The organism is Xenorhabdus sp. PB61.4, assembly GCF_963894935.1.
Lineage (GTDB): Bacteria > Pseudomonadota > Gammaproteobacteria > Enterobacterales > Enterobacteriaceae > Xenorhabdus > Xenorhabdus stockiae.
Genome location: NZ_CAWQJR010000180.1, coordinates 1 through 17,069, shown reverse-complemented (window position 1 = coordinate 17,069; position 17,069 = coordinate 1). Strand labels below are relative to the sequence as shown.

Below are 17,069 nucleotides of genomic sequence, written 5' to 3'. Positions count from 1 at the left end.
TTTGTCATTCCCTTGCCGCCGCGATGCAACTTGAAATCCATTGGGTATAAATCGAAACTCAAAACTGATTGGGTATACATTTTGCCCATGCAAAGATGGGCAAAAATATAAAAGTGGTTTGATGGTATCAGGCGTTAGGAAAATTATTGACGACCGGAATGACCAAAACCACCACTGCCACGTTCACTGCTTTCAAAATCTTCTACCAAGTTAAACTCAGCCTGAACAACGGGAACAATCACCATTTGTGCAATGCGTTCACCCGGTTCAATGACGAAGGTTTTATCTCCGCGGTTCCAGACAGAAACCATCAGTTGCCCCTGATAATCAGAGTCAATCAGCCCGACCAGATTACCCAGTACTACCCCGTGTTTATGGCCCAGACCAGAGCGGGGAAGGATGACAGCAGCGAGTTGTTCATCCGCGATATGGATAGCCAGCCCCGTGGGAAGAAGTTCAGTCTGACCGGGAGCCAGTTCCACTGCATTATCCAGACAAGCACGTAAATCTAAACCCGCAGAACCAGGAGTAGCGTAAGTCGGTAAAGGAAATTCTTGTCCGATGCGGGGATCAAGGATTTTAACGTCGATTTTTTTCATCATAGCGTTTGAATATCTCGTCTAATAAGCGGTGGCTGAGTTGTAATTTATCACAGTGTGGTAAATTAATGCTGCCATCATGCCAGAACAGCTGTAATGCGTTGGTATCACTGTTAAAGCCGTGTTCAGCCAGCGATACATCATTCGCGCAAATCAGGTCCAGATTCTTCTGCCTGAGTTTTCCGCGGGCGTATTCTTCCACATTCCGGGTTTCGGCTGCAAATCCAACGACAAAGGGGCGATGTTTTTCCATTGCCGCAACACTCGCTACGATGTCAGGATTTTTAACTAATGTATAGGTGATTTCATCACCCTGTTTCTTGAGTTTTTCAGTTGCAGTCTGCTTGAAGCGATAATCAGAGACGGCAGCACAGCCGATGAAAATATGCTGTGAAGCAGCGGTTTCCTGTACTTGTTTGTGCATTTCCAGTGCGCTGGTGACATCAATACGTTTGACGTTTAGAGGCGTCGGCAAATTAACAGGGCCGGTAATCAACGTGACTTCCGCACCACGTTCTGCCGCTGCCTGAGCGATAGAAAAGCCCATTTTTCCGGAGCTATGATTAGTAATAAAACGGACAGGATCTAATGCCTCACGAGTCGGGCCGGCAGTAATTGTGATTTGAAGGCCCGCCAAATCTCTGACAGGGTTTAAGTGCTGAGTGGCCCGCTCGACAATCTCCGTCGGTTCAATCATTCTTCCCGGCCCTACATCACCACAGGCCTGACTGCCTTCATCCGGACCCCAAATCAGCACATTACGCTCTCTTAGTATGTTGAGATTATGCTGAGTAGCTTTGGCCCGGTACATTTGCTGGTTCATTGCAGGAACAACTGCCAGAGGTGCTGCTGAAGCCAGGCAAATAGTCGTTACTAAATCGTTTGCCATACCAGCACTTAAACGGGCCAGCAGATCGGCGGTAGCAGGGGCAAGAATGATCAGGTCAGCCCATTTCGCCAGTTCAATATGCCCCATAGCCGCTTCTGCCGCTGGGTCTAAAAGATCATCAGAAACCGGATGGCCTGAGACGGCCTGTAATGTCAGAGGAGTAATAAAAGCTTCTGCTGCTGATGTCATTACTACGCGCACTTGTGCACCGCAGTCGCGTAAACGACGTACTAGCTCCGCTGTTTTATAAGCAGCAATACCGCCACTGATACCGAGCACAATCTGTTTACCAAAAAGTTGCTTACCAGAAAGTTCGTTGCCGGAAAGTCCTGCCATTCTGATTGTCCACCTGTAAGTTACGATTACCAAGATTCTATCATAAGAAAATAAGGTACTGAGAATATGGCGTTGAGAACGCCTCTGTTTTGTGATGACTAAATGACAAGTTTGCGAAGCGTTACGCAAAGCATAAGAATGGCTCTGGCGGTCGTTTTTTCATCATGAGATATTGGCGATGTGAGTATCGGCGGTATGCGCCATGATGGCTGTTCACCAGACACAGGATAAGTAAAAGGGGGAGAGAATGGATATCACGATGGTGGAAAAAAGCGATGAAGTGAATTCAGATCTTGCTCCCCGGGAGAAACTACTGGCATATGGTGCAGTTGCTCTGACGGATGCAGAGCTGTTAGCGATATTTTTACGTACAGGGGCCAGAGGTGTGCCTGTTGTACAAATGGCAGAGCATCTATTGCAATCATTCGGTTCTCTGTACCATCTGCTTTCAGCTGATTATGCTGATTTTTGCTCACATAAAGGCATGGGATTATGCAAATACGTGCAGTTACAGGCAGTTTCTGAACTGGCAAAGCGTTTCTTCTCCAGCCAATTTATCCATGAAGATGTGATGAGCAGCCCGGTCGCCACCCAAAATTATTTGCAGGATTTATTATCCTGGCAGGATCGGGAGATTTTTGTCGTCCTGTTTTTGACAAATCAGCATAAAGTCATTTGTCATGATGAAATGTTTAAAGGAACGATAAACAAAGTTGAAGTCCACCCGCGTGAAATTGTAAAACAGGCAGTTAAAGTAAATGCTGCATCAATTATCCTGGCCCATAATCATCCTTCCGGTAACCCGGAACCCAGTCTGGCGGACAAACTGGTAACAGAAAAAATCATTGAGGCTTGTGATTTAATCGGGGTTAAAGTTTTAGATCATATTGTTATTGGCAAACAATATTGTGTTTCATTTGTAGAAAGAGGCTGGATTTAATACGGTTTTTGTACGAACCGATCAGATCTTAGCTGTTCGGGACTTGAGCATCGGCGAATGAGGGCGTATACTACGCCACCTTTGAGGATCTTGGGCCTGGCGAGAAGAGCCTATCTCAGTGAATTTTTTGCTGAGAGATTGTGAGTCTTTTCAGCAACGTTTTTTATCAGTAAAGAAAATTTGCTGAGATGGGCTCCTAAGCCTGACGAGGCGGCCATACCCAATACAAAGCTCGAGCTGAATTGATTTTTGGAGAATAGACATGTCCCGAGTCTGCCAAGTTACTGGCAAGCGTCCTGTGAGTGGTAATAACCGCTCTCACGCATTAAATGCGACCAAGCGTCGTTTTCTGCCTAACCTGCACTCTCACCGTTTCTGGGTTGAGTCTGAGAAGCGTTTTGTAACTCTGCGTGTAACTGCTAAAGGTATGCGTGTGATCGACAAAAAGGGTATCGATACAGTTCTTGCTGAACTGCGTGCCCGCGGTGAGAAATACTAAGGAGCTGAAAAATGGCTAAAGGTATTCGCGATAAAATTAAGCTGGTCTCTTCTGCTGGTACTGGTCACTTCTATACCACTACGAAGAACAAGCGTACTATGCCTGAAAAACTGGAAATGAAAAAGTTTGATCCAGTTGTTCGTCAGCATGTAATGTACAAAGAAGCTAAAATTAAATAATTTTAGTGGATTGAAAAAGCCCAGCAATTTGCTGGGCTTTTTTATGCCTGATGTCATTGAAACCTTCATATATTTAGACGGATACGGTTACTCGTGAACGTAAACAGTCGTTCAGTTATACTACGTTTTTTTGATATATGAATCGTCAGGTATGACTCTGAAAATGACTAGAAAAACCTTAAATATCTTACACACAGAATCATCATGTGGTTGGGGAGGGCAGGAGATTCGTATTCTGACGGAATCTCAGGGTATGATGCGCCGTGGGCATCATGTGGTTATCGTTTGCTGTCCTACTTCTACACTCTATCGTGAGGCCCACCATTATGGAGTTCCTGTTGTGGCGTTGCCGATTGAAAAAAAACGCTTCTCATGTTTTACAGCAATGCGCCGCTGGTTAAAGGCTGAAGGCCACCGGTTTGATGTCATTAACACCCACAGTTCGACCGATTCCTGGCTGGTAGCCGCGGCGAGTGCCACATTAAAGGGCATGCCCCCGATAGTCCGGACCCGACATGTTTCCACTAATGTTTCAACTTCCATAGCGACCCGCTGGCTTTATTTAAAATCTTGCCGTCATATCGTGACGACGGGAGAAAAATTGCGCCAATCCCTGCACACAAACAATCGCTACCCTTTATCCCATATGACATCTGTTCCCACCGGAATTGATCTGACCCGTTTTCATCCTGAAGATAAACAGGAGTGCCGTCAACGTATTGGAATTGCAGATAAACCGACAATAGGGATTGTGGCAACAATGCGAACCTGGAAGGGGCACCGCTATCTGTTGGATAGCTGGAAAGCTCTCCATCAACGTTATCCGGAGTGGCAATTACTGTTTGTCGGCGATGGGCCACAGCGAAAAAATCTTGAACCATGGGTTAAGCAGGAAGGCCTGACGGATAGCGTTATCTTTCTTGGCAATCGGCAGGATGTACCGGACTGTTTAAACTCAATGGATATTTTTGCATTGCCTTCTTTTGGTAACGAAGGAGTGCCGCAAGGTATTATGCAGGCAATGGCCTGTGGTTTACCGGTCATATCGACATCGGTTGGCGCGATTTCTGAGGCTGTGATTGATGGTGAAACTGGCTATATTATCGAGCCTAAGTGTGTCGAACAATTAACTAATAAGTTAGAATTGCTAATAAGAAATGCAGAACTACGTTTACAGATGGGAGAGGCTTCACTGAAGCAGGCAATAGCTGAATTTGGTATGGATAATATGCTGGATAAAATGGAATCTATATTTATTACCAGTGGCAGAAAATAGTAATTTATGCTCTTATCATTGCTTTATCAAATGCTGTACGAATTATTATATTAAAGCAAAACTGATAGTTAATTTCACCAATACATATTAAATAACCTTGACCTCGGCTCTTTTGAGTAATCTCTTTAATGGATAATTTTATAATTCATCATTATGCAGCCTAAAAATATTTTGATCATCAATATTGCACGTTTTGGCGATACATTACTCGTCACACCAGTGATTCGAGCTTTGAAACTAAACTGGCCGGAAGCCAATATTGATGTATTGGCGCATAAAAGAACAAAAGAGATTCTTGAGAATATTGATGAAATCAATTCAATAATTGCTTTTTCAAAAACAAAAGCGAAGTGGAGAGGATGGTTTTCTCGTCATAGCTATGATTTGGCTCTGGTATATAGTAATGATAAGCCATTGTTACAATATGCCAGAAGAAAAGCGAATGTCGTTGTTTGTTTTTCTGATCATTCCCGCCAAAATTTAAATGAATTATCTGTAGAAAAACCGCAAGAGCTTATGCAGGCTCAGCAGGAAAGAGCGTTATTAGCAAATGCCCTTGGGATAGAGATTCATGACTGGCGTTTGAAATATTGCGTGAGTCCGAGTGAAGCAGAGTATGCCCACTCTTTTTTACATCTCCACGGGTTTGAAGATAAATTAAGGATTGGCTTCCAGTTACAGAGTTTTCCAGCGAAATCTTATCGTGACTGGCCGGTAGACTCTTTTCATGAACTAGCTGAACGAATTTATGCTCATTACCCGTCAGTTTCTATTTTACTACTGGGCAGTCAGGATAGTGCTGAAGTGGCAGAACGCTTGTCTGAGCAATTAGGCACACAAAGGTGTATATCTTTGGCTGGAAAAACGACGATGCGTCAAAACGCGGCGATTATAAGTCAACTGAGTTTATATGTTGGTGTTGATACGGGAACAACGCATTTGGCCGGAGCATTGGGGATACCAATGGTTGCTATGTACCATAGCTTTCATCCCGGTCGCTTTCTTGCTCCACAACAGCATGCAAAATTGGCTGTCATCGAGCATCCGGTGGATTATCGTCAGGCAACTCGCGAAGATCATATGTCAGATATATCGGTGGAACAGGTCTGGCAATCAGTGAAAAGCATATTGGAAGCCGAAGACTAAAGGATAATAAAAACGATGAAAATAGGGTTTATTGATGTCACCGTGACGATGTCCTATGGTGGTATTCAGACCGCAGTTTGGGAGCTAGCGAAGGCGTTGACTGATGCAGGGCATGAGATCCATATTTTCGGAGGTACAGGGGATAGTAAACCAGAATTGGGCAATCGAAATATTCGGATCCATACTTTCCCATTTATCCCCAGAGAACGTGTAATCAATATCGGTCGTCGCTTTCAGCGAATTGTTGAACGTTACTCGTTTGCCCGTCATGCCCGTGAAGCGGTGATAGCGGAAAATTTTGACTGGGTCATACTGACAAAACCTTTTGATTTTTTCTGGCCCAGAATGATGCCAACTCATTCCCGTACTAAGTTTTGTTATATGAGCGGGGGAACCAGCTTTTTTAAAGGTGATCGGCTGTTAGGGAAAAAAATATCAGCCTGGGCCGCCTGTAGCCATTTTAATGGTTGGCAGATTCAGCATCATTTCAAACAATTTCCAAATGTTATCTACAATGGAGTAGATATTGATAAATTTAAACCCGCTCATTCTGATATCAGGAGCAAGCTGGGGATCCATGAAAATACGTTTTTGCTGACTTTTGCTGGCCGCTTAGTGGGCTGGAAAGGTATGAAAGTTGCTATCAAGGCAATGGCCTTGCTGCGAGATAAGGATGTTAAATTATTAATTATTGGCGCAGGTGAAGAACTAAAGCAACTTGAAAGAAAAGTTGCTGAGTTAAGATTAGAACAATCAGTGATTTTCCATCCTCCTGTTAGCCATGACCAATTACCTGAGTTTTATGCCGCAGGGGATGCCGGGATATTTCCGAGTATTGGCGATGAAGCATTCGGTATTACTATTGCAGAGGCAATGGCATGCGGACGCCCTGTTATTGCCAGTTATATCGGTGGAATACCTGAAGTGGTGGGAAATGAAAACCAGTCTGGTATTCTGGTCGCACCGGGTAATGAGACGGCTATTGCCGGAGCCGTTAATCATCTCCTTTCTTTACCGGATAGAGGAAAAGATATGGGGAAACGTGCTCGTCAGAGAATAGAATCCCTGTATACCTGGGAGCATTCTGCAAACCGTTTATTAGACACTATAAAAAAATAATGAAGATTGCTTATATTGACCCTTACCCTGTACCTGATTTTCGAGTTGCTTCACTGCAAATTTTGCAGAATGTGGATGCTTTTGCTCGTCAGGGGCACGAGGTTTGTTTGATTACACCTGCTGGCCAAAATGATGTCGAGGAGATCCTCGGCAGAAAATTACCGTCCTCTGTTGAATTAATTGCTTTGCGTGATATGCGGCGTAGATGGTATTTTCCTGTCAACACGCAAAAATTATTTTATTTTCAGGTTTCCTGCTGGTTGCGAAAACATAAGATAGATGCCATTTTTACTCGCAATATTAAGATGGCTAATTATCTGTTGCACAAACATCCTGATATTCCCCATTTCTTTGAAAGCCATGAAATTTTTTCTCAGTCTTTTAAAGAATCCCGTGATTTGAATACCTATGTCAATAAACGCAAATACTCTAAACTGAGAAAAATTGAACAGCACGTTTATCAGCGTGCCAGAGCTGTTTTTGTGCTGACTTCACTATTGCGTGATGATATTTATACAGAATATTGTGTAAAAACGCCGATTATTGTCGCGCCTGATGGTGTTGATCTGTTGGCAGTTGAAGAAACGAAAATGACTTCTTCTGGCAGGCAATATCAGAAAGGAGGAATAACACAGGTATTGTATCTGGGTAGTCTTCACCGCTGGAAAGGTGTACCGACTGCTATGAAATCGATGTGTTACCTAAATAATACGGTATTGAATATAGCTGGCGGAAATAGTGAGCAGATTGAGCAGCTAAAATTTGTAGCACAGCAGATTGGTGTCAGTGACAGAGTTAACTTTATGGGGTTTATCCACCCTAAAGATCGTTTTCGAGTCATTGCAGATAATGATATTTGCATCCTGCCGTTGACAAAAACCAGCATTGGTAGCCGTTATACTTCCCCCCTTAAACTTTTTGAATATATGGCAATGGGAAAACCCGTTGTTATTTCTGATTTTCCTTCCATTCGTGATGCTGTTGATGAGAAGTCAGTGAGTTTTGCCCACAGTGAAAACGCAGAAAGTTTTGCGCAACAGATTCAGTTATTAATTGATAACCCGGCTGAAATAGTGCTCAAAACGAAACACTCCCAGAGATTGGTTGAGGAGTATTTTAATTGGGATCAACGTGCAAAATTAATTATGCAGGAGATAGAGAAAAATCTTTCTTGAGTATAATCTGCTGAAATAGGTGCTGTAGAACGTTTATCCGAGGAGTAAATATGCCGGAGCTACCAGAGGTTGAAACCAGTCGCAGGGGAATTGAGCCACATTTAGCCGGAAATGTGATTCATTATGTTGAAGTACGAAACTCACGTTTGCGCTGGCCTGTTTCTGAGCAGATTATGAAGTTATCGGATAGCCGTGTAATCAGCGTGCAGCGCCGGGCAAAATATCTGCTGATAGAATTATCTGATGGATGGATTATTGTTCATCTGGGTATGTCCGGCAGTTTGCGTATTTTGCTGCATGACGCTCCTCCGGCAAAACATGATCATATCGATTTAGTGATGGCCGATGGCAAAATTCTTCGTTATACCGACCCACGGCGATTCGGTGCCTGGTTATGGAGTCAGAGCCTGGAAGAGTGCTCTGTATTGGCTCATTTAGGCCCTGAACCTCTGTCTGATTTGTTTGATGGCGAATATCTTTATACCCTTTCCCGCAACAAGAGAACGGCAATTAAGCCCTGGATAATGGATAACAAAGTGGTTGTTGGTGTGGGTAATATTTATGCCAATGAAGCTCTGTATGTTGCTCATATTTTGCCTGAACGCCCCGCGCATTCATTGACTCAGGAAGAAGCACATCTGCTGGCTGATACAATAAAGCAGATCTTGCGTCGTTCTATTGAGCAGGGAGGAACAACGCTGAAAGATTTTCTGCAATCGGATGGAAAACCGGGATATTTTGCGCAGGAGTTATTTGTTTACGGTAAGAAAGGTGAGTCTTGCCCAATGTGTGGTGAAAAAATTGACAGTATAAAACTGGGGCAAAGAAGCACATTTTTTTGTCGGCAATGCCAACATTGATTGTGCTTAGATCTGTACTTGGGGGGCGTAGGCGCCCCCGGAAAGATTAATTCGCTAGCTTCTTCAACATGGCTTGTGTAACCGGTTCTGGCAAGAATGATGAAACATCGCCATCATGACGGGCAACATCTTTAATCAAGGATGATGAGACAAAGGATAAATTTTGAGAAGGTAATAAGAAGACGCTTTCCAGCTCGGACATAAAATGCCGATTCATATTGGCAAGCTGCCATTCATATTCAAAATCAGAAATTGAACGAACACCACGAATTAAAATTGTCGCCTGCTGTTTTTTCGCAAAATTGGCCATCAATTCGCTGAACCCAGCGACTTCAACATTATCTAAATGAGAAGTTACTTCTGTTGCCAGCGCGACGCGTTCTTCGAGTGTAAACATAGGGTTTTTTCTGTCACTGTTGGCGATCGCCAGCAAAACATGGTCAAACATATTAGCTGCACGGGTCACAATATCGAGATGACCGTAAGTGATAGGATCAAAAGTACCGGGATAAATTGCTTTTTTTTTCATTGCCTTTGATTCTCTGTTTGGGTGAGTTCCCAGAGTGCTGCATATTTATTGAATGTATATTGAGCATTGACAACAGCTAATATTAACCCCTGTTTGCCATCAAGGAAACCTGCTCTTAGCAGCCATGTTTTAAAAAATGCGCCCAGAGTATGGCTGATAATAGAAGAATACCGGGTGGTTTTACCCTGTTCGTGGCGTTGTTTGGCCCAGTCTTTTGCGTAATTCAGTTGTTTCTGCTGGAACTCCATCAGATTGCGACAAGTTAAATGGCGTAAGTCACCTTTTAATGTCACAACACGGGCACCCTGAGTATCAAGTGATTCATGAACCTGATTATCGTTATATTGATAACGTTCACGGCAATAAAGGCGGGTGACTTTATCAGGATACCAGCCACTGTGCTTCATGAACCGGCTCATGAATAGGTTCAGGCGAGCGCAGGCATAGACTTTATTATCGTCAGGTGCTGCCAAAACCTGTTCAATTGAAGCTCTTAATTCCGGAGTAACCCGCTCATCGGTATCAATCATGAAGATGTAATCACCGTTGGCATAAGATTGCGCAAGTTGCCGTTGTGGACCGAAGCCTGGCCATTGTGTATTGGTGTATACTTTCGCACCCATCTCTGTGGCTATCTGGCAGGTAGTATCGGTACTGCCAGAGTCCAGAACGATAATTTCATCCGCCCAATCCACAGATAACAGGCAATCACCAATCAAATCAGCGGCATTTTTGGCAATCATCACAACGGACAGGCGTTTTCTCACACTCATTAATGGCTCCGTGGTGGGAGGTAGGGTTCCAGTAATTTTAACAAACGTTGCAATGCGCCCTGATTTTCATGTAGTACTTCGGCGGCGTGACGACCGTAATAAAGGCGGTAGTCTTCATCTATCAGTAGACTATTAACAGCACTACTTAAAGACGGGCTATCTGTCACCGTGATTAGGCCATCAGCTTTATTCAGCTTGGCACAGATATCTTTAAAATTGAATGTATGTGGGCCCATTATGACGGGGATTGCATGAGCGGCAGCTTCCAGAGGGTTATGACCACCGCGCTCAATTAAACTACCTCCGACAAAAGCTAAATCAGCGATACCGTACAAGAGCATCAGTTCACCCATCGTATCGCCGATAACAACCTGAATATTGGCATCAGGGATAGTGCCGGAACTCCTCAGTACTGACTTTAGCCCCACTTTTTGTGTTAATTCTTCTGCCTTAGCGAAGCGCTCAGGATGGCGTGGAACTAAAATTAACAGTAAATCAGGATGCTGTTTTAATAAATTTCGATGCGCATCCAGTATAATCGTTTCCTCACCCTCATGAGTACTGGTGGCGATCCATACGGGACGGTGTGCAGCCCATTGGCGACGAAGCGTAACGGCTTTGGCTGCCAGTTCTGGTGTAACAGAAATATCGAATTTAAGACTGCCTGTGACTGCCAGTTGGGTTCGTTTTAGTCCTAATTCAATAAAACGCTCACCATCTTCCTGATTTTGTGCTGCGATGAGTGTTATTTTATTTAGAATAGTTTTGATAAAACTGTTTATTTTCTGATACCCGGTAGCGGAACGTGCTGAAAGTCTGGCATTAGCAATAACCAGTGGTATCCCGCGCTGATGTAGTTGGGTAATGAGATTGGGCCATAGTTCAGTTTCCATAATAATCACCAGCTTGGGATTGATATTATCAAGGAAGCGTCCCATGGAGCCCGGCAAATCATACGGTAAATAAACATGGTTAACATCAGCACCCAGTGCAGAAAGTACCCTTTCCGAACCGGTTGGCGTCATCGTTGTTACAGTGATAGGCAGAAAAGGATAATGGTGCCGTAATATCCTGACGAGAGGAATAGCAGCTAATGTTTCTCCGACTGAAACCGAATGGAGTAAGATTCCTCCCGGTTTTACCTTTTGGGCACAGAAACCATAGCGCTCACTCCAGCGCTTACGGTAAGCCGGAGATTTACGGCTGCGCAGTAACAGGCGCAACCAGATAATAGGTTGGATAAGGTAGAGAAGTACCTGATATAAGCGAAGCAACATTCTATCAAATTCACTGAAATAGACTGCGGCTATAGTATCACATTGGATTGAAGAAAGTGTGCAAAATGCGGATATGTTGTTCGTATTTCCCTAAAAAGATAAGGGGAACAGTTTGTTGTAAGTTTCAGCTTTTTAGATGTACAGGCGTAAGGTCAGAGCCTGTTATTCTGAGAATTTAATAAATATATCTGTTATCTGATAGCTATTGGAAAAGTAATGGGAAAAACAACCACTCAATACCAAAAGATTCTGCTCATTAAACTTAGGCATCATGGTGATACATTGCTCATCACCCCTGTTATTAATACTCTGAAAGAGAATTTTCCTGATGCTGAAATAGACGTTTTGCTCTATAAAGAGACGGAACCTATGTTGAGAAACTTTAGCCGAGTATCCAATATTTTTACCATAGACAGATTGTGGAAAAAGGAAGGTATAAAATTTCTGCTCTCCCATTACTGGCGTTTGTTAAAGGCATTGAAAAATCGAAGATATGACCTCGTTATTAATTTAGCTGATCAATGGAGTAGTGCATTGGTTTCTTTGTTGACAGGCTCTGCACGGCGGATAGGCTTTGATTTCCCTAAACGACAAAACCTGCTATGGAAGACATGTTTTACAGATTTAGTGTCTACGGAAGGGGAAGAGTCCTTACATATTGTTGAGCAAAATTTATCGGCATTAAAGCCTCTTAATCTTTCTGTTACTAATTTTGACGTCACGATGAGCTATTGTGATGAAGATAAAGAAAAAGTATTTAACCTTCTTCATGCTGGTAGAATTCATCAGAAATACATCGTGATTCACCCTGCATCACGCTGGTTTTTCAAATGCTGGGATGAAGACAAGATCAGCCAAACTATAAATACATTACAGGCTGATGGCCATTCAGTTGTTGTTACGTCAGGAAGGGATCCCCAGGAAAAAGACATGGTTGGGCGAATTTTATCAGCCTGTTCTCAGGAAAATGTCATTTCTTTAGCGGGACAGATAACATTACCTCAGTTGGGAGCCTTGATTGATCATGCGGAACTATTTATTGGTGTCGATTCTGTCCCTATGCATATGGCGGCTGCATTGAAAACACCTTGTATTGCGTTATTTGGTCCATCTAAGTTAGTCTTTTGGCGACCATGGCAAGTCCATGGGGATGTGATTTGGGCGGGAAATTACGGTAAATTACCGGATCCTGATGATATTGATACTAAAACTGATACCCGATATTTAAGCGCTATCCCAACAGATGTGGTGATTGAAATGGCCCGGAGATATTTATCATGAAATCTGTGCGTCTGGCTATTGTCCGGCAGAAATATCGCCCTGATGGTGGCGCTGAACGTTTTATTTCCAGAGCATTAGATGCATTGGGTAATGAGAACCTGGAGTTAAATGTTATCACCCGATCCTGGCAAGGAGATATAAATCCGAACTGGCATGTGCATTTAGCTAACCCTTTTAAATGGGGACGTATCAGTCGTGAAAAGGGTTTTGCGGATGCAGCCAGAGCTATTTGGCATAAAGAACACTTTGATATTGTACAGAGTCATGAGCGAATAGCTGGTTGTGATATTTACAGGGCTGGTGATGGTGTACATCAGCGTTGGTTGCAACAAAGAGCAAGGATTCTGCCTAACTGGAAAAGTAAATTGCTTTTTGCTAGCCGTTATCATCGCTATGTCATAGATGCTGAAGAAAGAATGTATTCGTCACCTGAGTTGAAGACAGTTATTTGTAACTCTGAAATGGTCAAACAGGAAATTATGGAGGATTTCGGCCTTTCAGCAGAGAAAATTTCTGTGATTTATAATGCTATCGATCAAGCACAGTTTTTTCCAGCCAAAGAAGATGAGAGAATTGCACTGCGGCAACAATATTCTATTCCGGCTCAGGTGAAGTGCTTTGTATATGTTGGCTCGGGTTTTGAAAGAAAAGGTCTGAGAGCAGCAATTGAAGCGATCAGCATGACTGATGCTTATTTAATCGTAATTGGGCAGGATAAGGCATATAATAAATACAAACAGTTAGCAAATTCCCTTGGTTGTCATGAACGAGTGCGGTTTTTGGGCGTCCGAAAAAAGACATTACCTTTTTACCAGATGGCAGATGGTTTATTATTACCAACATTATACGATCCTTTCCCGAATGTTATTTTAGAAGCAATGGCATGTGGTTTGCCTGTTATAACCAGTAAAACCTGTGGTGGAGCTGAGTTCGTGGAGTCTGGAGTGAATGGTTTTGTCTGTGATGCTTTGGATATTAAGGCGTTGTCAGAAGCAATTTTTTTAGTACCTTCAGATCATTTGACCAGTAAGATTTCTATGTCAGCAAAAGAAAAGATAATGGCTTATACACCTGCTTATCTGTCTCAGCAGCTCACTGCACTGTACAGTAAGGTACTTTCCCTATGAACAGGCATATCCTGTTTATTATTGATGGATTACCAGGTGGTGGTGCTGAAAATGTCGTTGTGCGTTTGTGCCGCGGATTACAACAGAAAGGCTTTACTATCACCTTGTTATCGTTATCGGATAAATGTGAATATCCTATTCCTGATCATGTTGATTTAATTATTAATGCTGACGAATATACAGGTCCTTTTAGAAGACAGACTGAGATTTTTCGCAGAGCTAAATCCTTGGATAGAGTTTTGAAAAAAAACTTTCTTCAAAAAGGAATCCCTGAGCTGGTGATATCGAATTTGCATAAAACCGATCGCATAGTAGCTAGAGCCAAGATATTGAGTGATCTAAATGTATGGTTTTGTATTCATGGAGTATTTTCTAAGTCTTACCTTGAAAATAAAACAGGTTTAGCACGCTGGTTTAAGAAACGTAAAATTCAGCGTATCTATCAGGATCGTAACCTGATTTGTGTCTCTGATGCGGTTGCTTCTGATTTGAAAGAAAATCTCTCTGTTACGGCACGAAGGATGGTCACGATTTATAATCCATTCAACATTGCTGAAATTAAGTTGGATTCATTAGAAAATAATCCCTATTCTGGTCAGGATTATCTTCTCCATCTTGGGCGTTTTCACCATGTCAAACGTCATGATCGTTTGCTGGAGGCGTTTGCTAAAGCGGCTCTTCCCTGTAAGTTATTAATTGCAGGTAATGGCGATGAGAAAATGACAAATAAAATCAAACAAAAAATTATTGATCTTAATCTACAGCCCAGAGTGAAATTAATTGGATTTTTAGCAAATCCTTTACCTGTAATACGTGAAGCTAAAGCAGTTGTACTTAGCTCGGACAGTGAAGGATTAGGAAATGTTCTGATTGAGGCTTTGATCTGCAATACTCCGATTGTTAGTACAAATTGTCCGGGTGGAGTTAGTGAAATAATGGTTGGGGAGTTAGAAAAATATAAATCTGAGCTTACTTCGGACTCACTGGCAGATAAAATGCGTTTGGTGTACCAGAATCCGCCTATAATTACGGAAATGATGTATAAAAAATTTGCTCAGGAAGTTGTGGTTAAACAATACTTATCATTGCTTGAGCAGAAGTAAATTTCAGAGTGATTATAGCGTTAAGACCTAGGTAGATTAATAACTCCATTAAAAAAAATTTCTCCTTGTTTTATTTACTCTTATTTTTGGTACATATCTAATGACTCAGCCAGTATTCATCATCACAATTGATACCGAAGGTGATAACCTTTGGCAAAACAGTGATAAAATTTCTACCCAAAATACTCAGTACTTACCTCGGTTCCAGAACCTTTGTGAACGTTTTGGGTTTAAACCTGTTTGGTTAACTAATTATGAAATGGCGATGGATGATAGCTATATCGAATTTGCTAAAGATGTGATTGTTAGAAATACGGGTGAAATAGGAATGCATCTACATGCCTGGAATAGCCCCCCTATTGTGCCTTTGACCAATAATGATATGCACTATAAGCCGTATCTGATTGAGTATCCGAAAGATCAGATCAAAGCGAAAATTGAATTGATGACAAATCTGCTTGAAGAAAAACTTCAGACTAAAATGGTGAGTCATCGTGCAGGTCGTTGGGCATTTAATGAATATTATGCTCAATTACTGGTTGAATATGGCTATCAGGTAGATTGTTCTGTTACACCCAAAGTTAACTGGAATTTTACTAAAGGTGATCCGAATGGTAATGGTGGAACAGATTATAGCCATTTCCCGTCACAAGCTTATTTTATGGATTTGCAGGATATTTCCAAAGAAGGGGACTCTGCTTTGTTACAGGTACCAATGAGTATCCAGTATAAGCACTCTCTGTTTATGAATTTTATTAAGCAAAAATACGACTCTCTCAGAGGGAAACAACGTTCTCCATCGGTTAACTGGCTGCGCCCAAAAGGTGGTAACTTGGAACAAATGAAAACTGTTGTCCAGCAAACATTGGCATCTGGTAGTGATTATGTTGAATTTATGTTGCACTCATCGGAATTTATGCCCGGTGGTAGTCCTACGTTTAAGGATGAAGAACAGATAGAACAGCTTTATCAGGATTTGGAAGGATTATTTGAGTTTTTGAATCCGTTTATGAAGGGAATGACATTGGCAGAGTATTATAAATTAAATTAGTTTTTTGAGTATAAATGAAATTTTAGAGCATTTGTACATAATGCATATCCTTCTCTATAGAAGGCGTTTTACAAATAGGAAATTTTATTCATAATTAAATAAACTCTAATGCTATAAACGCCTTTATTTAATACTGACAGAGAGGGGAAGTAACTAAGGTCTTATTTTTTTCAACCAAGTTCGAATGAAAATCCGCCATAGAGATAATTTTATTTTAGTTAATATATTTTTTTTTCTGTTCATTTTATCTAATGCTGTTAACAAACATGTTCTTTCCCCAATTGAGGAGTATGCTCCGTGAGATGAGATAGTAACTACAGGAGGAACTATTCCCTTTAATTTAACAACTCCTTGCTCTCTTAACATCTTCCATTCATCAGCAACGAATTTTACGGGAAATAAGTGATTATATAACGCTTTTGCTGCCGCTAGGTTAAGAGCATAACCATGAGTACATGCGGCATCAATTACATTAACAATATGATGATTATTGCCCAGTTTTCTTTTAAATGAATCAAAATATTCATTTGTTTGACTTAATAAAAACACATAAGGTTTTGAACTTGTCGCCATAGGGTGATTTTCTAAAGATGATAATATATTCGTTAAATTGTCACCTAGTCTTGCGTCATCTTCTAAAATGAGAGATATGGGTATTTTATTTTTTATGATTTTTTTGTATATATTTAAATGACTTAGTGAACATCCAAGTTCGCCAATAGCAAGTGTCATTTCATCAAAATTAGGACAATTTTCTTGAATTTGTTCTTTATTTAAACTTTTTCCATAAACAGCACTTATAAACTCAAAATCAAGCTCTAACTTTTTTAGTTGTTCTTGCATTGATTTTTTACGTTCTACGTCTTGTGCTAAATTAATCACGTATATTTTCATAACTACTCAATAAAAT

18 protein-coding genes are annotated in these 17,069 nt (G+C 41.6%); 12 read left to right on the top strand and 6 right to left on the bottom strand.

Annotated elements, in window-relative coordinates; all coding sequences use genetic code 11:
- Positions 1-143: 143 nt before the first annotated feature.
- Together dut and coaBC are read right to left on the bottom strand one after the other, a co-directional pair.
- A complete protein-coding gene (gene dut, locus AACX68_RS14415; RefSeq protein WP_099110025.1) occupies positions 144-602 on the bottom strand; it encodes a dUTP diphosphatase in 459 nt (152 codons plus the stop codon).
- A complete protein-coding gene (gene coaBC / locus AACX68_RS14410; RefSeq protein WP_228859595.1) occupies positions 580-1,824 on the bottom strand; it encodes a bifunctional phosphopantothenoylcysteine decarboxylase/phosphopantothenate--cysteine ligase CoaBC in 1,245 nt (414 codons plus the stop codon). Before coaBC ends, dut begins: the two co-directional genes overlap by 23 nt.
- Positions 1,825-2,071: 247 nt before the next feature.
- Here coaBC and radC point away from each other — a divergent pair, with 247 nt between their 5' ends.
- The 8 genes from radC (at position 2,072) to mutM (ending at position 9,018) form a co-directional block, all read left to right on the top strand.
- Positions 2,072-2,764 (top strand): RadC family protein, encoded by a 693-nt coding sequence (gene radC, locus AACX68_RS14405; RefSeq protein ID WP_099110023.1) that lies wholly within the window; start codon positions 2,072-2,074, stop codon positions 2,762-2,764.
- Positions 2,765-3,026: 262 nt separating this feature from the next.
- The gene (gene rpmB, locus AACX68_RS14400; RefSeq protein WP_045967846.1) at positions 3,027-3,263 is read left to right on the top strand and encodes a 50S ribosomal protein L28; all 237 of its coding nucleotides are present in this window, start codon (positions 3,027-3,029) and stop codon (positions 3,261-3,263) included.
- A gap of 11 nt (positions 3,264-3,274) precedes the next feature.
- Entirely contained in the window at positions 3,275-3,442 is a 168-nt protein-coding gene (gene rpmG / locus AACX68_RS14395; RefSeq protein WP_010847629.1) for a 50S ribosomal protein L33, read from the top strand.
- Positions 3,443-3,605: 163 nt separating this feature from the next.
- Positions 3,606-4,718, top strand: a complete 1,113-nt coding sequence (locus AACX68_RS14390; protein WP_228859594.1) for a glycosyltransferase family 4 protein — start codon at positions 3,606-3,608, stop codon at positions 4,716-4,718.
- A gap of 153 nt (positions 4,719-4,871) precedes the next feature.
- Positions 4,872-5,864: a glycosyltransferase family 9 protein gene (locus AACX68_RS14385; RefSeq protein WP_228859593.1), complete on the top strand. Its 993-nt coding sequence runs from the start codon at positions 4,872-4,874 to the stop codon at positions 5,862-5,864.
- A gap of 15 nt (positions 5,865-5,879) precedes the next feature.
- Complete coding sequence (locus AACX68_RS14380; RefSeq protein WP_228859592.1) at positions 5,880-6,983, top strand: glycosyltransferase family 4 protein; 1,104 nt, start codon at positions 5,880-5,882, stop codon at positions 6,981-6,983.
- Complete coding sequence (locus AACX68_RS14375; protein WP_228859591.1) at positions 6,983-8,158, top strand: glycosyltransferase; 1,176 nt, start codon at positions 6,983-6,985, stop codon at positions 8,156-8,158. Before AACX68_RS14380 ends, AACX68_RS14375 begins: the two co-directional genes overlap by 1 nt.
- A gap of 50 nt (positions 8,159-8,208) precedes the next feature.
- A complete protein-coding gene (mutM, locus tag AACX68_RS14370) occupies positions 8,209-9,018 on the top strand; it encodes a bifunctional DNA-formamidopyrimidine glycosylase/DNA-(apurinic or apyrimidinic site) lyase (RefSeq protein ID WP_228859590.1) in 810 nt (269 codons plus the stop codon).
- 46 nt (positions 9,019-9,064) lie between these two features.
- Here the strand turns inward: mutM and coaD are convergent, their stop codons facing one another.
- The 3 genes from coaD to waaA are packed head-to-tail and all read right to left on the bottom strand — an operon-like array spanning position 9,065 to position 11,597.
- Positions 9,065-9,547, bottom strand: coding sequence for a pantetheine-phosphate adenylyltransferase (gene coaD / locus AACX68_RS14365; RefSeq protein WP_228859589.1), 483 nt, complete (start codon positions 9,545-9,547; stop codon positions 9,065-9,067).
- A complete protein-coding gene (locus AACX68_RS14360; RefSeq protein ID WP_228859588.1) occupies positions 9,544-10,320 on the bottom strand; it encodes a glycosyltransferase family 2 protein in 777 nt (258 codons plus the stop codon). The genes coaD and AACX68_RS14360 overlap by 4 nt, the downstream gene beginning before the upstream one ends.
- Complete coding sequence (waaA, locus tag AACX68_RS14355) at positions 10,320-11,597, bottom strand: lipid IV(A) 3-deoxy-D-manno-octulosonic acid transferase (RefSeq protein WP_228859587.1); 1,278 nt, start codon at positions 11,595-11,597, stop codon at positions 10,320-10,322. Before waaA ends, AACX68_RS14360 begins: the two co-directional genes overlap by 1 nt.
- Positions 11,598-11,813: 216 nt before the next feature.
- Here waaA and rfaQ point away from each other — a divergent pair, with 216 nt between their 5' ends.
- The 4 genes from rfaQ to AACX68_RS14335 all read left to right on the top strand — a co-directional run bounded on the left by rfaQ (position 11,814) and on the right by AACX68_RS14335 (position 16,159).
- On the top strand, positions 11,814-12,878 hold the full coding sequence (gene rfaQ / locus AACX68_RS14350) for a putative lipopolysaccharide heptosyltransferase III (RefSeq protein WP_228859586.1): 1,065 nt from the start codon (positions 11,814-11,816) through the stop codon (positions 12,876-12,878).
- Positions 12,875-14,005 (top strand): glycosyltransferase family 4 protein, encoded by a 1,131-nt coding sequence (locus tag AACX68_RS14345; protein WP_228859585.1) that lies wholly within the window; start codon positions 12,875-12,877, stop codon positions 14,003-14,005. Before rfaQ ends, AACX68_RS14345 begins: the two co-directional genes overlap by 4 nt.
- Positions 14,002-15,108 carry a glycosyltransferase gene (locus AACX68_RS14340; protein ID WP_228859584.1) on the top strand — a complete coding sequence of 369 codons (1,107 nt, stop codon included), beginning with the start codon at positions 14,002-14,004 and terminating at the stop codon, positions 15,106-15,108. The genes AACX68_RS14345 and AACX68_RS14340 overlap by 4 nt, the downstream gene beginning before the upstream one ends.
- Positions 15,109-15,208: 100 nt before the next feature.
- Positions 15,209-16,159 carry a polysaccharide deacetylase family protein gene (locus tag AACX68_RS14335; protein WP_228859583.1) on the top strand — a complete coding sequence of 317 codons (951 nt, stop codon included), beginning with the start codon at positions 15,209-15,211 and terminating at the stop codon, positions 16,157-16,159.
- 153 nt (positions 16,160-16,312) lie between these two features.
- Here the strand turns inward: AACX68_RS14335 and AACX68_RS14330 are convergent, their stop codons facing one another.
- The gene (locus AACX68_RS14330; RefSeq protein WP_228859582.1) at positions 16,313-17,041 is read right to left on the bottom strand and encodes a glycosyltransferase family 25 protein; all 729 of its coding nucleotides are present in this window, start codon (positions 17,039-17,041) and stop codon (positions 16,313-16,315) included.
- Positions 17,042-17,069 lie beyond the last annotated feature (28 nt).

Coding starts and splice junctions, on each gene's coding strand:
- dut (WP_099110025.1), bottom strand. CDS start 602: ATGATGAAAAAAATCGACGTTAAAATCCTTGATCCCCGCATCGGACAA.
- coaBC (WP_228859595.1), bottom strand. CDS start 1,824: ATGGCAGGACTTTCCGGCAACGAACTTTCTGGTAAGCAACTTTTTGGT.
- radC (WP_099110023.1), top strand. CDS start 2,072: ATGGATATCACGATGGTGGAAAAAAGCGATGAAGTGAATTCAGATCTT.
- rpmB (WP_045967846.1), top strand. CDS start 3,027: ATGTCCCGAGTCTGCCAAGTTACTGGCAAGCGTCCTGTGAGTGGTAAT.
- rpmG (WP_010847629.1), top strand. CDS start 3,275: ATGGCTAAAGGTATTCGCGATAAAATTAAGCTGGTCTCTTCTGCTGGT.
- AACX68_RS14390 (WP_228859594.1), top strand. CDS start 3,606: ATGACTAGAAAAACCTTAAATATCTTACACACAGAATCATCATGTGGT.
- AACX68_RS14385 (WP_228859593.1), top strand. CDS start 4,872: ATGCAGCCTAAAAATATTTTGATCATCAATATTGCACGTTTTGGCGAT.
- AACX68_RS14380 (WP_228859592.1), top strand. CDS start 5,880: ATGAAAATAGGGTTTATTGATGTCACCGTGACGATGTCCTATGGTGGT.
- AACX68_RS14375 (WP_228859591.1), top strand. CDS start 6,983: ATGAAGATTGCTTATATTGACCCTTACCCTGTACCTGATTTTCGAGTT.
- mutM (WP_228859590.1), top strand. CDS start 8,209: ATGCCGGAGCTACCAGAGGTTGAAACCAGTCGCAGGGGAATTGAGCCA.
- coaD (WP_228859589.1), bottom strand. CDS start 9,547: ATGAAAAAAAAAGCAATTTATCCCGGTACTTTTGATCCTATCACTTAC.
- AACX68_RS14360 (WP_228859588.1), bottom strand. CDS start 10,320: ATGAGTGTGAGAAAACGCCTGTCCGTTGTGATGATTGCCAAAAATGCC.
- waaA (WP_228859587.1), bottom strand. CDS start 11,597: ATGTTGCTTCGCTTATATCAGGTACTTCTCTACCTTATCCAACCTATT.
- rfaQ (WP_228859586.1), top strand. CDS start 11,814: ATGGGAAAAACAACCACTCAATACCAAAAGATTCTGCTCATTAAACTT.
- AACX68_RS14345 (WP_228859585.1), top strand. CDS start 12,875: ATGAAATCTGTGCGTCTGGCTATTGTCCGGCAGAAATATCGCCCTGAT.
- AACX68_RS14340 (WP_228859584.1), top strand. CDS start 14,002: ATGAACAGGCATATCCTGTTTATTATTGATGGATTACCAGGTGGTGGT.
- AACX68_RS14335 (WP_228859583.1), top strand. CDS start 15,209: ATGACTCAGCCAGTATTCATCATCACAATTGATACCGAAGGTGATAAC.